Origin of the sequence: Bradyrhizobium liaoningense (genome assembly GCF_018130955.1) — a bacterium.
GTDB lineage: Bacteria > Pseudomonadota > Alphaproteobacteria > Rhizobiales > Xanthobacteraceae > Bradyrhizobium > Bradyrhizobium liaoningense_C.
In genome coordinates this window covers 11,722-25,084 of the sequence record NZ_JAFCJM010000058.1, presented here as the reverse complement: position 1 = coordinate 25,084, position 13,363 = coordinate 11,722, and the positions used below count along the sequence as shown (strand labels likewise).

At 62.7% G+C, this 13,363-nt stretch carries 11 protein-coding genes and 1 other RNA gene; 7 read left to right on the top strand and 5 right to left on the bottom strand.

From position 1 onward, the window contains the following. Positions 1-181: 181 nt before the first annotated feature. Positions 182-1,189 carry a type I glyceraldehyde-3-phosphate dehydrogenase gene (gap, locus tag JQ632_RS31340; RefSeq protein ID WP_212406518.1) on the bottom strand — a complete coding sequence of 336 codons (1,008 nt, stop codon included), beginning with the start codon at positions 1,187-1,189 and terminating at the stop codon, positions 182-184. A 143-nt stretch (positions 1,190-1,332) separates the two neighbouring features. Beyond that, positions 1,333-3,318, bottom strand: a complete 1,986-nt coding sequence (gene tkt / locus JQ632_RS31335) for a transketolase (RefSeq protein ID WP_212406517.1) — start codon at positions 3,316-3,318, stop codon at positions 1,333-1,335. A gap of 438 nt (positions 3,319-3,756) precedes the next feature. On the opposite strand from tkt, the gene JQ632_RS31330 reads away from it, so the two are divergent. The 6 genes from JQ632_RS31330 (at position 3,757) to JQ632_RS31305 (ending at position 7,596) form a co-directional block, all read left to right on the top strand. Continuing rightward, the gene (locus JQ632_RS31330; protein WP_249152666.1) at positions 3,757-4,047 is read left to right on the top strand and encodes a DUF4164 domain-containing protein; all 291 of its coding nucleotides are present in this window, start codon (positions 3,757-3,759) and stop codon (positions 4,045-4,047) included. Next, on the top strand, positions 4,044-4,427 hold the full coding sequence (locus tag JQ632_RS31325) for a cell division protein ZapA (RefSeq protein ID WP_212406515.1): 384 nt from the start codon (positions 4,044-4,046) through the stop codon (positions 4,425-4,427). Before JQ632_RS31330 ends, JQ632_RS31325 begins: the two co-directional genes overlap by 4 nt. Positions 4,428-4,662: 235 nt before the next feature. Next, positions 4,663-4,823: non-coding RNA, 6S RNA (gene ssrS / locus JQ632_RS31320), on the top strand. 215 nt (positions 4,824-5,038) lie between these two features. Beyond that, positions 5,039-5,635, top strand: a complete 597-nt coding sequence (locus JQ632_RS31315) for a 5-formyltetrahydrofolate cyclo-ligase (RefSeq protein ID WP_212406514.1) — start codon at positions 5,039-5,041, stop codon at positions 5,633-5,635. Then, the gene (locus tag JQ632_RS31310) at positions 5,613-6,437 is read left to right on the top strand and encodes a TIGR00282 family metallophosphoesterase (protein WP_212406513.1); all 825 of its coding nucleotides are present in this window, start codon (positions 5,613-5,615) and stop codon (positions 6,435-6,437) included. Before JQ632_RS31315 ends, JQ632_RS31310 begins: the two co-directional genes overlap by 23 nt. 202 nt (positions 6,438-6,639) lie before the next feature. Continuing rightward, entirely contained in the window at positions 6,640-7,596 is a 957-nt protein-coding gene (locus tag JQ632_RS31305) for an ankyrin repeat domain-containing protein (protein ID WP_312015680.1), read from the top strand. 17 nt (positions 7,597-7,613) lie between these two features. Here JQ632_RS31305 and JQ632_RS31300 read toward each other — a convergent pair whose 3' ends face one another. Beyond that, positions 7,614-8,195: a cytochrome c4 gene (locus tag JQ632_RS31300; protein WP_249152672.1), complete on the bottom strand. Its 582-nt coding sequence runs from the start codon at positions 8,193-8,195 to the stop codon at positions 7,614-7,616. An 80-nt stretch (positions 8,196-8,275) separates the two neighbouring features. Continuing rightward, positions 8,276-9,958: a PQQ-binding-like beta-propeller repeat protein gene (locus tag JQ632_RS31295; RefSeq protein WP_249152664.1), complete on the bottom strand. Its 1,683-nt coding sequence runs from the start codon at positions 9,956-9,958 to the stop codon at positions 8,276-8,278. Between the two features lie 707 nt (positions 9,959-10,665). Here JQ632_RS31295 and JQ632_RS31290 point away from each other — a divergent pair. Next, the gene (locus JQ632_RS31290) at positions 10,666-11,589 is read left to right on the top strand and encodes a glycosyltransferase family 2 protein (RefSeq protein ID WP_212406510.1); all 924 of its coding nucleotides are present in this window, start codon (positions 10,666-10,668) and stop codon (positions 11,587-11,589) included. A gap of 46 nt (positions 11,590-11,635) precedes the next feature. Here JQ632_RS31290 and JQ632_RS31285 read toward each other — a convergent pair whose 3' ends face one another. After that, positions 11,636-13,201, bottom strand: coding sequence for a hypothetical protein (locus JQ632_RS31285; RefSeq protein WP_212406509.1), 1,566 nt, complete (start codon positions 13,199-13,201; stop codon positions 11,636-11,638). Positions 13,202-13,363 lie beyond the last annotated feature (162 nt).

The following is a 13,363-nucleotide window of genomic DNA, read 5'->3' as shown; positions in this document are numbered from 1 at the left end:
CTATCCGTGGTGCGAGGAGCCGTCGGAGCTATCATTGGAGGGAGGGTAGATGCTGGCATCAGCACTGCTACCCTCGCCCCGTGAATGGATCTTGGTCCCCTGACGCCACGCATACGCGATGAACGCGATCAGCAGGATGACGCCGGGGACGCCGATCCAGTGCGGAAGCACGAAGGCCTCCTTAGATCACCTTGCTCATCGCAACGGCGGTGTCGGCCATGCGGTTCGAGAAACCCCACTCGTTGTCGTACCAGGACATCACGCGCACCAGCGTGCCGTTCTGCACCTTGGTCTGGTCCTCGTGGAACGTGGACGAGTGCGGGTCGTGGTTGAAGTCGATCGAGACGTTCGGCGCTGACGTGTAGCCGAGGATGCCCTTGAGCTGCTGCTCGGAGGCGCGCTTCATCGCAGCGTTGATTTCCTTGGCGTCGGTGGCGCGCTTGGCGACGATCTTGAGGTCGACGACCGAGACGTTCGGGGTCGGCACGCGGATCGCCACGCCGTCGAGCTTGCCCTTGAGCTCGGGGAGCACGAGGCCGATCGCCTTCGCGGCACCGGTCGAGGTCGGGATCATCGACATCGCAGCCGCGCGGCCGCGGTAGAGATCCTTGTGCAGCGTGTCCAGCGTCGGCTGGTCGCCGGTGTAAGCGTGGATCGTGGTCATGAAGCCGGTCTCGATGCCGACGAGGTCGTTCAGCACCTTGGCGACCGGCGCGAGGCAGTTGGTGGTGCAGGAGCCGTTCGAGACGACCAGATGCTCCTTGGTCAGCGTGTCGTGGTTGACGCCATAAACGATAGTGGCGTCGGCGCCGTCAGCAGGGGCGGAGACCAGCACGCGCTTGGCGCCCGCGGTCAGATGCGCGGAGGCCTTGTCCTTCGAGGTGAAGATGCCGGTGCATTCCAGCGCGATGTCGACGCCGAGATCCTTCCAGGGCAGTTTTGACGGATCGCGCTCGGCGGTCACCTTGATCTTGCCGAAGCCGAGGTTGAGCGAGTCGCCATCGACGGTGACGGTGCCGGGGAAGCGGCCATGGACGGAGTCGAAGCGCAACAGGTGCGCGTTGGTCTCGACCGGACCGAGGTCGTTGATGCCGACCACCTCGATGTCCTTGCGGCCGGACTCTGCGATGGCCCGCAGAACGTTGCGGCCGATACGACCAAAACCGTTGATTCCGACGCGGACTGCCATCATTCGTCTCCTTCAATGACCGTTTTCATCCCGCAAGGCTGCCAGCGCGCCTGCGAGGGTTTTTAGACGGACGCCCGGTTCGGCCGGGCGGGACTGGTTCATATGGGGAGCTTGGTAGTCCTTTTTGCCGGCAAGCTCAACACTCAGGATACGCGCTTCAGGACAGCGTTAACTGCAGCCTCAGCGGTAATTCCAAAGTGCTTGTAAAGATCCTTTGCAGGCGCGCTCGCGCCGAAGGAATGCATGCCGATAAATTCGCCATCCTGGCCGATCACGGCATCCCAGCCCCAGCGCACCGCGGCCTCGATCGCAACCTTGACCGGGGCCTTGCCGATGATCGCCGCGCGCTTGGCTTCTGGTTGCGCTAACAACAGCTCCAGCGACGGCACCGAGACCACCCGTGACGGGATGCCGCGCTCGGCGAGCTGGCGCTGGGCGGCGACCGCGATCTCGACCTCGGAGCCCGAGGCGAAGAATGTTGCCTTGGCCTCGCCCTGCGCCGGGACCAGCTCGTAGGCGCCTTCCGTGCAGGGATTGTCGTTCCGTACTGACGTGCGCAGCTGCGGCAGGTTCTGGCGCGTCAGCGCCAGCACCGTCGGTCCGTCGACGCGGTTGAGCGCCACCTCCCAGCACTCGGCGACCTCGACCGCGTCGCAGGGACGGAACACGCGCATGTTCGGAATGGCGCGCAGGGCCGCGAGATGCTCGACCGGCTGGTGGGTCGGGCCGTCTTCGCCGAGCCCGATGGAATCGTGCGTCATCACATAGACAACGCCCGCGCCCATCAGCGCGGCGAGCCGCATGGCGGGGCGCGCATAGTCCGTAAATACCAGGAAGGTCGCGCCGTTGGGCGCGAAACCGCCATGCAGGAAAATGCCGTTCATGGCCGCAGCCATGCCGTGCTCGCGGATGCCGTAATGGATGAAGCGGCCCTTCGGCGTCTTGGCCGAGAACGCGGTGGCCGACTTCGCCTTGTTGTTGTTGGAGCCGGTGAGGTCGGCGGAGCCTGCCAGAAATTCCATCGGCATCGCGGCGGCGATCGCTTCGATCGCGGCCTCCGACGATTTGCGGGTCGCCGCAACCATCGGCTTTTCCAGCAGATCCTTCTTGTGCGCCTTCAGCGCCTTGGCAAGCGAGGCCGGGCGCTCATGGCGCAGGCGACGCTCGAACTCAGCGCGCTTGCGGCTGCCGAGCTGACCGAGACGCTCTTCCCATTCCTTGCGCGTGGCAGCACCGCGCGCGCCCGCCGCACGCCATGCCTTCAGCACGTCGTCGGGCACCGAGAACGGCTCGAGCGAGATGCCGAGCTTTTCCTTGGCGGCCTTGAGTTCGTCGGCACCTAAGGCCTCGCCATGCACCTTCGCGGTACCGGCCTTGTTCGGCGCGCCGTAGCCGATGGTGGTGCGGCAGGCGATCAGCGTCGGCTTGTTGGATTTTTTCGCGCGCGTGATCGCGGCCGCGATGGCGGCCTGATCCTGGCCGTCGATCTTCTCGGCGGCCCAGCCGGCGGACTTGAAGCGCTTCACCTGGTCGACGGAATCGGCGATCGAGGTCGGGCCGTCGATCGAGATGCCGTTGTCGTCGTAGAGCACGATCAGCTTGTTGAGCTTCCAGTGCCCGGCCATCGCGATCGCTTCCTGCGATACGCCTTCCATCAGGTCGCCGTCGGAGGCGAGCACGTAGGTGTGATGGTCGACGATCTTCTTGCCGAACTCGGCGGCCAGCATCTTCTCCGCCAGCGCCATGCCGACCGCGGTCGAGATGCCCTGGCCGAGCGGGCCGGTGGTGGTCTCGATGCCCTTGGTGAGGAAGTTCTCAGGGTGCCCCGGGGTGATCGAATCGAGCTGGCGGAACTGCTTGATCTGGTCCAGCGTCATGTCCGGATTGCCGGTCAGGAACAGCAGCGAATAGAGCAGCATTGAGCCGTGGCCGGCCGAGAGCACGAAGCGGTCGCGGTCGGGCCAGGCCGGCGCCGTGGCGTCGTATTTCAGGAACTGCGTGAACAGCACGGTGGCGATGTCGGCGGCGCCCATCGGCAGGCCGGGATGGCCCGATTTCGCCTTCTCGACGGCGTCCATCGAGAGGCCGCGGATCGCGTTGGCCATACGGGTGTGATCGACCTGCGTCATGATGAAAATCCGTCTGAAATGAAGCGCTTGGTGGCGGTGCGGGCCGCGTGGGAAGGGAGTCTGGCGGCCTCTCGGGTCGGGGCTGGGATAGCATCTCGGTTCCGGGAGTCCAAGGCAATCAAACGCCTTCTGCGCCCGAAAAGTTGCCCGCGGTGTGATCCGGAAAAATGCGGACGGCCTCCCTCGCGACATCGCGGAAAGCGCGTTGGCGCGGAGATCATGCCCGGGAAAACCATGGATCGGGAACGCCGTGGCCACCCGATCTATCGGTGCATAGTTCTGCGGCGGCGTTGCGCTGGCCTTCCTCGCAACGTAAATATTTGCGTGTAACCGCTTGCCGAACCGAGTCTTTTGCCGGGTGGCAGGCTTCGATGCAAAGGCCCCGAAACAAGGTCCGCCGCTGACTTCATGAGCGATCGCGCTGCCACCAGTTCCGCCATGACGGAGTCGTCCGCGCTCGAGATCGAGATCGCGACCCGCAGGCTCATGGCGGCGCTCGACGCGCTGGAGAGCGCCGTCGAACGACGCCGCGATGCGGATCGCGACGAGAACGAACTTGCGACGCGCATTCAGGCGCTCGGTGCCGATCGGTCGCGACTCGCCGATGAACTCGATGGTGCGCTGGTGAAGGCGCGCAAGCTCGAACGCACCAACCGCGACATCTCCGATCGGCTCGATGCCGCGATCGTCACGATACGTTCGGTACTCGATACCGGAGAGGACTCATGAGCCACATCAACGTCACCATCAACGGCCGGCAATTCCGCATGGCCTGCGAGGAAGGGCAGGAAGTGCGGCTGTTGAAGCTGGCCGAAAGTTTTGAGACGCGCATCCAGATGCTGCGTGGCAAGTTCGGCGAGATCGGCGATGCCAGGCTCACCGTGATGGCTGCGCTGATGGCCTGCGACGAGCTGGTCGACGCCGGCAATCGCGTCCGCACGCTGGAAGCCGAGGTCAACGAGCTGCGCGACTTCCGCAACGCCGCCGCCGAGCGCGCGCGGGTCACGCAGACCGCCGTTGTCAACGCGCTGAACGCGGCCTCCGAGCGGATCGAGAAGTCGACGCAGGTGCTGAACCGGACCGTCGGCAACGGGATCGCGATCGGTTAGCGTGGGCGGCCCTTTCACCTCTCCCGCTTGCGGGAGAGGTCGACGCGAAGCGCCGGATGAGGGTTCTCTACGCGGGGAGTGGTCTTCGCGGAGCGACCCTCTCCCCAACCCTCCCCCGCGAGCGGGGGAGGGAGCGCACTTCCACCGTGGCCGCGCAAGTCTGATCTCATCGTGCAGAAGCTCGGCATTTCTCGCCGGGCTGGCGATTCGGAACTTTCGTTGTTACATTGACCAGGCGAGGCTGCGACGCGCGTCAGGAGCCATATATCCCCGGGGCCTTATCGATCCTTTAGGGAACTGTCCCTGGCCGGGTCCGTGGATCCGGACATATGGTGCCCACCTACTTTCGTAGGGAACTCCGGGATCGAGTGCTTCAACGGCGATTGCGGCCTCGCACTTTCTGTTTGCTTGCTGTCGAATTGCGTCCTCGACAAACTGGCGCTTCAATCCAGACTCGGTGTCATGCCCCGCCTTGTGCGGATGCGCACTGGAGCGGGGCATCCGGTACGCCGCGCTGTTGAGGTTCTAGCACTGGCGTCTCTGGAATACTGGATCACCCGCTTTCGCGGGTGATGACGGCAGAGCAGGCTCTGCCTCAGGGAAATGAGCGCATGAGCAACTCAAAGTCCGACCTTCGTGCCAAAGCTCTCGCTAAGCGCGACGCGCTCAGTGACAAGAAGCGCGTCGCTGCCGCCGCAAAACTCGCAAAGCGCGGCGTGCCATTCGAGCTCTTACCGGGCAGCATCGTCTCGGGCTATTCGCCGATCCGCAACGAGATCGACCCGGTGCCGTTGATGCGCAGGCTCGCCGATGACGGCGCGCGGCTGGCGCTGCCTTGCGTCACCGCGCGCGGCCAGTCGCTGATCTTTCGCCTGTGGCATCCGAACGACCGCCTGATGCTCGGCCCGCTCGGCATTCCCGAGCCGTCGCCGGCCGCCGCCGAAGTCATTCCCGACATCATGCTGACGCCGCTCGCGGCCTTCGACCGCCTCGGCCATCGCATCGGCTATGGCGCGGGACATTACGACTTCACTTTCGCGCATTTGCGCAAGACCAAGCACGTGGTGGGCATCGGGCTCGCTTTTGCGGCGCAAGAGATCGAGGCCGTTCCGGCACTATCGCACGACGTCGCGCTGGATTATGTGCTAACGGAATCGGACGTTTTCGATTTCCGGAGTCCTGAAGTTGCGCATTCTCTTCGTGGGTGACGTCGTTGGCCGCGCCGGGCGCGCGGCCATTTCCGAACATCTGCCCGGCATGATCCGCGACTGGTCGCTCGATCTCGTCGTCGTCAATGGCGAGAATTCGGCCGGTGGTTTCGGCATCACCGAGGCGATCTATCAGGAACTGCTCGATGCCGGCGCCGACGCGGTGACGCTCGGCAACCATTCCTGGGACCAGCGCGAGGCGCTGGTGTTCATCGAGCGCGCCGAGCGCCTGGTGCGGCCGGCCAACTATCCGCGCGGCACGCCCGGCCGCGGTGCTGCGCTGGTCGAGACCAAGAACGGCAAGCATGCGCTGATCGTCAACGCGCTCGGCCGCGTCTTCATGACGCCGTTCGACGATCCCTTCGCGGCGCTCGAGCGCGAGCTCGGCGCCTGCCCGCTCGGTGTCGCGGCCGATGCCATCGTCGTCGACTTCCATTGCGAGGCGACCAGCGAGAAGCAGGGCATCGGCTATTTCTGCGACGGCCGCGCCAGCCTCGTCGTCGGCACGCACACACACGTGCCGACCGCTGACCACCAGATCCTCGCAGGCGGCACCGCCTACATGACCGACGCCGGCATGACCGGCGACTACGATTCGATCATCGGCATGCAGAAGGAAGAGCCGCTGCGCCGCTTCACCTCGGGCATCCCCTCCGGCCGCTTCGAGCCGGCTGGGGGTGTTGCGACACTGAGTGGTGTTGCCGTGGAAACGGACGACGCCACGGGGCTGGCGCTGCGCATCGCACCGGTGCGCGCGGGCGGCCGGCTTGAGCCGGCGACGCCGCGGTTTTGGTTGAGCTAAGCCGTCTACTTATAAACGCGGTGGTGTCGCGTACCGAAGCTGATGCCCGCTTTGCTCCTAGAGCGTCGCTCTTATTGCGAAGCAGCGAAATGACGCGATGGGCCAGAAGTGGAAGGTCGCGCTTCCGTAGTCTGGTGCACTTCGAGGCAGATCAGCAGCTTTGGTGACGCCGGGCAACTTGGAATCGACCACGCGCTGTGTCATGTTGCATGAAGAAACGGCGAGGGAGTGTTGTCTCTTGTCCCGGCACGTTGGAGCTTTATGCTCGGCCACATTGCTCGTACTTTGCATTGCGTCGGCTGCCCTCGCCGGCGACTCGAAAAAATGTCAGGAAATCGGCCGTCGGTTTCAACCCGCGCAATCTCAGATCACTGCAATGGAGGTATCGTTACTTCTATTCTCAGCGGCGGACGAGAATTGTACCGAGCTGGCGACCGAGTTGCTGGACTATGGCGCGTCAGCGGATGCGCGCGACCGGTTTGGAGCCCGCCCGCTCAGCCACGCCGCGCGATCTGGCCATCTGGAGATGGTCGATCTTTTGCTTGCGCGTGGCGCTCCAATTGATGCGCGCAATCTCGCAGGCGCAACGGCGCTATACTTCGCGGCAGAGCGCGGCCATTTCGCGGTCGCCCAGCGACTTGTTGAACGCGGCGCCGACGTCAAACTCACCGGACGAAGTGGAGTTTCACCTGTCGCGGCCGCCGCCTATGCGGGCAGCGACGCAATCGTCGAAACGCTACTCGCGCATGGCGCTGATGAAGGCGTGCCCGACGACACCGGAAAACCGCCAATTGTCTACGCGGCGGCCCGCGCCCGGTTTGACATTGTGAAGCGCCTGCTTTCGCGAAACATCGATATCAATGCCCGTTATCCGAATGATCTGACGCTGCTGATGTGGGCTGCCGGTCCGGATGAAAAAATTCCGGAGACGGAGGCCGTCAAGGTTGTGAGGTATCTACTGGATTCAGGCGCGCACATCGATGATCGCGATGCCCGCGGCCGGACGGCTCTCATGATCGCCGCCGAAGGTGGGCGCGCTGAGGTCGCCGGTCTCCTGCTTGCACGAGGCGCCAATCCCTCACTCAAGGACAACGCGGGCAAACGCGCCGCGGATCTCACCTCACTATCGTTGTTGCGTGATCGACTGGCTACGCCGTAGCGAGGGCACGTCCTGGTCTAAAGACCAGCGAGATATTGCGCGAGCGCGGCAAGACCGTCGACAGGAGTGGCGAGCATCAGATCGGTCATGCCGGGGTTGTTGCCGCGCGCACGGGTGCGAAAATCGGTGATTGTCTTGGCGAGGTATTCCCGGCTCTGCCCGGCCAAGCGCGGTGTGGTGCCACTGCCTTGAAACCGATCGAGATGGCAGCCGGTGCAGCCGACCGAGTGCTCGGCGCTGAGTGCCTGCTGGGCCACATGCTTCGGCGCGCGGGGTTGGCCCAGATCAGGCCACGGCTTTTGCGCGAAATACTCCGCGATCGCGAGCATGTCGTCCCTCTCGAAGGGCGACACGGTCGGCTGCATCATCTCGTTCTTGCGGTCCCCCCGCTTGAAGTCGCGCAGTTGGATGTAGATGTAGCCGGCTTGCTGTCCCCAGATGACGGGAATCGACTTGTCGCTCGGCTTGCCATCGTGGCCGTGGCAGCCGGCGCAGACCTCGACTTTTTCCGCAATGCTTTGTGCAAAGGCGGGGGCTGCGGTCAATAATGCCCCGAGCATCATCCCGCCCGAAATCATCCGGCTCAAATTGCTGACCATCAAGTTCATTCCAGTGACGTTAAGAGAAGCGGGGCCGGAACCGGCCCCGCTTTGGTAACCACGGCGTGATACAAGTTCGATCAATCGAGCGTAAAGGCGATGATGTTGTTGCCACGCCTGAAGTTCACCTGGGTGTTACCGCCCGCGCCAACCACAATGTATTGCTTACCGCCCACCGAATAGCTGGACGGCGGGGCATTGACGCCCGCACCGGCGCGGAAGCTCCACAATTCCTTGCCGGTGGACGAGTTGTAGGCAGCGAACTTGCCGTTGCCTTCACCAGCAAAGACCAGACCGCCCGCGGTGGCAAGAATGCCGCCGATCATTGGCTCTGGCGTATGCACCTGCCATCTGATCTTGCCGTTGTTGTAGTTGACGGCAGTGATATTTCCCGATTGTTTTTCACCCGGAATGGCCGTGAAGGCACCACCAAGCCAGAGCTTGCCGTTTGGATAGGGCGAGTTCTCGACCCGGTAGTGCATGGGCTGATGCAGATTGATGGCGTAGGCGAGCTCCTGTCCGGGGTCCGTAGCAATCGGGGACCATTCGACGCCGCCATTTGCCCCTGGAAGCATGCGCGCGCCTTCCTTGGTCGGCAAGACCCACATATTCTCCTGCGGCACCATCGCCTCGGAGAACCGGATCAGGCTGCAGTCTTTCCGGTCGTGAACATAGATGTGACCGGTCTTGCCGGCATGGATCACGCCCGGAATGGTCTTGCCGCTCTTGTCCTTCACATCCACCAGCACCGGCGGGCTCACGGCATCGAGATCCCAGACGTCGTGGGCAATATACTGAAGGTGGCAGACAAATTTTCCGGTCTCCAAGTCAAGCGCTACCAGCGAGTCGGTGTAGAGGTTGTCGCCGGGGCGCGGCGTGCCGTCGAGATCGGGAGATGGATTGCCGACCACGAAATAGATCCGGTTGGTGGCGAGATCGACAGCGGGATTTTGCCAGACACCGCCGCCCAGCCTCTTGTAGGGGTCGCCGATCTTGGCGAGTTGGTCTTTCTCGGCCTGGATGTCCCGATGCATGTCACGCCCAGTAGCGTCCTTGGTTGCCCAGACGCCGACTGAATTTTCCGGGATGGTGTCGAAATTCCAGACCAGCTTGCCGCTCTTCGCATCATAGGCCCTGACAAAGCCGCGGATGCCGTATTCGCCGCCGTTGGTGCCGATCAAGACCTTGTCCTTGACGACCGTCGGCGCCATCGTCTCGCTGTAGCCGAGTTCGGGATCGGCGATATCGGTGGTCCAGACGACATCGCCGGTCCTTGCATTCAATGCCACCAGCTTGGAGTCCAGCGTGGCGAGGTAAACCTTGTCACCGAGAACCTGGACACCGCGATTATTGGGGCCGCAGCAGTACGTCGTTACGGGCCCCATCTTGTGGCTATAGTGCCAGAGCTGTTCGCCCGTCTTGGCGTCGATCGCGTAGACATGGCTGAATGATGTTGTCACGTACATCACGCCATCGATCACAATGGGCGACGTTTCCAACGATTCCTTGACCTCGGTCTGGAAGATCCAGGCGACGTGCAGGTTTTTCACATTGTCGCGGTTGATCTGCTTTGCTGGGTGAAAGCGCGTCTGAGCGTAATTGCCGTTGGTCAGCAGAAAGTTCGTTGCGCTCTTGTCTGCTGCGTTGAGCTGCTCTTGAGTGATTGGAGAAATCTTCGCCTCGCGCGGAGGCGACCATTGATCCTGCTTCGTGACTTCTTGCGCATGACTTGATGCTGCGAGCGTGCAGCTCAGGCCGAACAACGTGGCGAATGCAATAGAATATCTATTCATGGCTTCAGCCCCATATTATTCGAATTAATAGAGCCGGCACTCATGCACACCGGTGGTCCTGAATTCTGATCTTGCGAAAGCTATATGACAAGCAGAAAGCAATCGGGGCGCGCGCTGCGGGCGCTCAAGCCTTTGGCGTTCGCGGCTGCGAAATCTGCATGCGTTGCAGGACTGATTCGCTGCGCGAGTGCGGCAATGCCGCATGCATTTCGACAGGACACAGATGCAGACAAGCATGCGCTACCGATCAGAGAAATGTCGGCAACTAGCAATCGCTCTTAGGTCATAGTCACTGGCATAATGCAGCGGACGATCGGGTTACCGTTGAGCGCTCCGGCGAGCACCGCGTCACCATCGCCGCACGGGTTCCGATATCAAGCTTAGGTGCCGGGGCGCGTTCGGCACTCACTGACGGGATAGAGCCCAGAGGTAAGCTGGGCCACAGCGTACTCCTGGGCCGGACAGACGTGTCCCCGTTAAGTATGCTGAACCCAGTATAGTCGCCAGTGTTACTGTATCGCGTCCTCTAATCTTCGGCTGAAAAAAAATCGAGCCGGATGGCAAGCACGCGACGAAGCAGCGTTCAACCCGAGTTGGGTGGTGATGCCTGCATTGACCCACAGGAGCTTCGGTTTACCGTCGGTTCGAGTGCATACTGCAGGCCTTATGGTCGGGCCATGAAGCAACGGAGCGTGGCAGTAATCCTTCCTTGTCGCAATGAAGAGGCGGCCGTTGGCACCACGGTAACGGCATTTCGTGCGGCTTTGCCTGACGCTGTCATTTATGTCTTCGATAACAATTCGACTGATAGCACTGTGAATGTAGCTCGCGCGGCCGGCGCGATAGTTCGAACCGAACTGACGCCAGGAAAGGGTAACGTCGTCCGCCGGATGTTTGCAGACATCGATGCCGATGTCTATGTGATGGCCGACGGCGACGCGACGTATGACGCCTCAGCTGCTCCGACGATGATACGGGAGTTGCTCGAGTGCCAGCTGGACATGGTGGTAGGGGTACGAAGTTCGGTTGCTAACGCCGCGTATAGGCCAGGCCATCGCCTCGGCAATGCGATCCTCACTGGAATGTTGTCGCGTATCTTCGGTCGCTCGTTCAGCGATGTCCTGTCGGGTTATCGCGTATTCTCGCGCCGCTTCGTAAAGAGCTTCCCAGCCCTGTCGGAAGGCTTTGAGGTGGAGGCGGAGATCAGCATCCATGCTCTGGAGTTGCACATGCCGGTGGCCGAGGTCGTGACTCCTTACAAAGTACGGCCGGAAGGTTCGACGTCCAAGCTCTCGACATTCCGCGACGGCTGGCGCATCTTATTGACCATACTGACCCTGTTTCGAAATGAAGAGCCGATGCTCTTCTTCGGTATAGTTGGCGCGTTGTTCGGGTTGGTTTCGATCGCGATCGCGCTGCCTCTTGCCGTCACGTATGCTCAGACCGGCTTAGTGCCGCGATTGCCCACCGCGGTCCTTTCGACAGGACTCATGATACTCGCCTTCCTTAGCTTCTTCAGCGGAATGATTCTGGACACCGTGGTGCGTGGTCGCCGCGAGGTGCGGCGGCTTGCTTATCTGGCCCTGCGCGTCCCGGAATAAGAGATGTCACCCAATTTGAGCGGTGTCCCGTAAGGACGTTTTTCCTTTATATGGACGCGCGCTCGCATTTTCTACGCGCGAGAGTTCGCGAGTGGTGCAATGAGATCCTCCGCAGGCTTGCGATCGTTTTGGTCAGTTCAACTGCGAAAAGGGACAGCATGAGGCCCACCATCGGCACTGCGGGAACCAAATATCGCGAGATGTCGAGGGTGTGAGCGCCGGCGGCGGTCATGATCGAAGCCGCCCACATCACGATCAGGATACCCGAGCGCGTCAAGAACCGGGGGCGCCGACGCCGCACAGCTGTCACCGTCCAAAATATGATGGCAATAACGAAGGCGGTGGATAATGCCTCGAACAGATGAGTGGAGACGTTTGGAAGATCGGACAATAGGCCGATCCGAACTGGTCCGCCTTGCAGATCGATCGGCTGAGCCGCCCGGCCGTGCCGCGTCATGATCTCGGACACAAGCGGCACGTCGTCAGTCGACACCGGTATGGCAGGGTCGAATCCGTAGGGCGGCCATGCGACCGAGGCCCCATAAGCCATTTGACGGACGAACTTGCCTGCGTAGGCTAGCGGCCGGTCGCGCACGGCGGCCAGGAAAATGCGCCGATAGGCAGCGGCCGCGCCGACAGCATTCCCGGTATCGTCGGCGACGTCTCGATCCAGTGCGGTGTCGAACAGGCACGCGTCGCCGAAGAACCCGAGCACGGGCCAGCGCTCCGGCTCGGCGGCGAAGTCGGCGGCAAGCCGCGCCATCGTGGCGTCGGCGCGGTCGCCTGCCGCCGACACGATCTCGCGTCGCGCCGCATCGCTTGCAAGTACGATGTTCAGGTGATTGCAGAACAGTGTCTTGGGGACGAACACGGTGGAGGCTTGGTCGGAGTCGGAAGCCCCGAACCGGGAGCCCGCGACGAGGAGCGCCAGCGCCGCCGCGACGGACACTGCAATCACGGCAAGGCGCGCGGACGTGTCTGGCCGGGCGAGGCGGGTGCCCACTAGGACGGCGACGATTGGGATCAGGACTCCCTGCGATCTGAAGCACGCTGCGAGCGCCGCGCACAGGACGGAGGCAGCGACCGCGCAGCACTGCGCCGATTTGCCGACGCAGGTGGCAACGAGCAATCCAGCCATTGCCAGATTGAGGAAGACCGCAAAGAGAAGCTCTGCGGTGATGACGTTCCTGAACAGCAGCAGGCCTGGGTACGTTGCCACGAGGATGATCGGCACGAGCCCACCGGCGCTGCGCGTCGCTGCATGTGCGGTTGCTGCAAGCGCCAGCATCAGGACGGCCCACGCCGCCTGCTGCAGGCGCACCACCGTCCCGAGATCGCCTCCGAACGCGAACGTCCCGGCCAGGAACGCCGGGTAGCCCGGATCGCGCCCACCCGCCACGGTCGGCCTTCCGGCCTCGAGCGTGCGAAGCGCAGATTCCACGAAGAACGGCGTGTCGCCCCAGATGATCGGGACCGCCGGCCTGAAAGATAGGACGATCGCTACCAGCAGCGCGGCCCACGCCAGCGCGGCCCATGACCACGGTGACCCGACGCCGCCCAGAGAGGCGGTTCTGCCTGTTGTACGCGCTGGAGCTTCGCGGTCGGACTGCACGATCGCTGTCCACAGGGAAGTTCGAATGCTGCCCCAGCTTCATGCTAGGTCAAAACGCCCTACAAGACCATCGGAGGCAAGGCGCCGTGTCTCCCTCTCCCCTTCAGTGTGATACGGCGTGGGGTCCTGACGACGATCGGAGTGGGAAGTCTACCAGGCTAA

Coding starts and splice junctions, on each gene's coding strand:
- gap (WP_212406518.1), bottom strand. CDS start 1,189: ATGGCAGTCCGCGTCGGAATCAACGGTTTTGGTCGTATCGGCCGCAAC.
- tkt (WP_212406517.1), bottom strand. CDS start 3,318: ATGACGCAGGTCGATCACACCCGTATGGCCAACGCGATCCGCGGCCTC.
- JQ632_RS31330 (WP_249152666.1), top strand. CDS start 3,757: ATGACGGAGTCGTCCGCGCTCGAGATCGAGATCGCGACCCGCAGGCTC.
- JQ632_RS31325 (WP_212406515.1), top strand. CDS start 4,044: ATGAGCCACATCAACGTCACCATCAACGGCCGGCAATTCCGCATGGCC.
- JQ632_RS31315 (WP_212406514.1), top strand. CDS start 5,039: ATGAGCAACTCAAAGTCCGACCTTCGTGCCAAAGCTCTCGCTAAGCGC.
- JQ632_RS31305 (WP_312015680.1), top strand. CDS start 6,640: ATGTTGCATGAAGAAACGGCGAGGGAGTGTTGTCTCTTGTCCCGGCAC.
- JQ632_RS31300 (WP_249152672.1), bottom strand. CDS start 8,195: ATGGTCAGCAATTTGAGCCGGATGATTTCGGGCGGGATGATGCTCGGG.
- JQ632_RS31290 (WP_212406510.1), top strand. CDS start 10,666: ATGAAGCAACGGAGCGTGGCAGTAATCCTTCCTTGTCGCAATGAAGAG.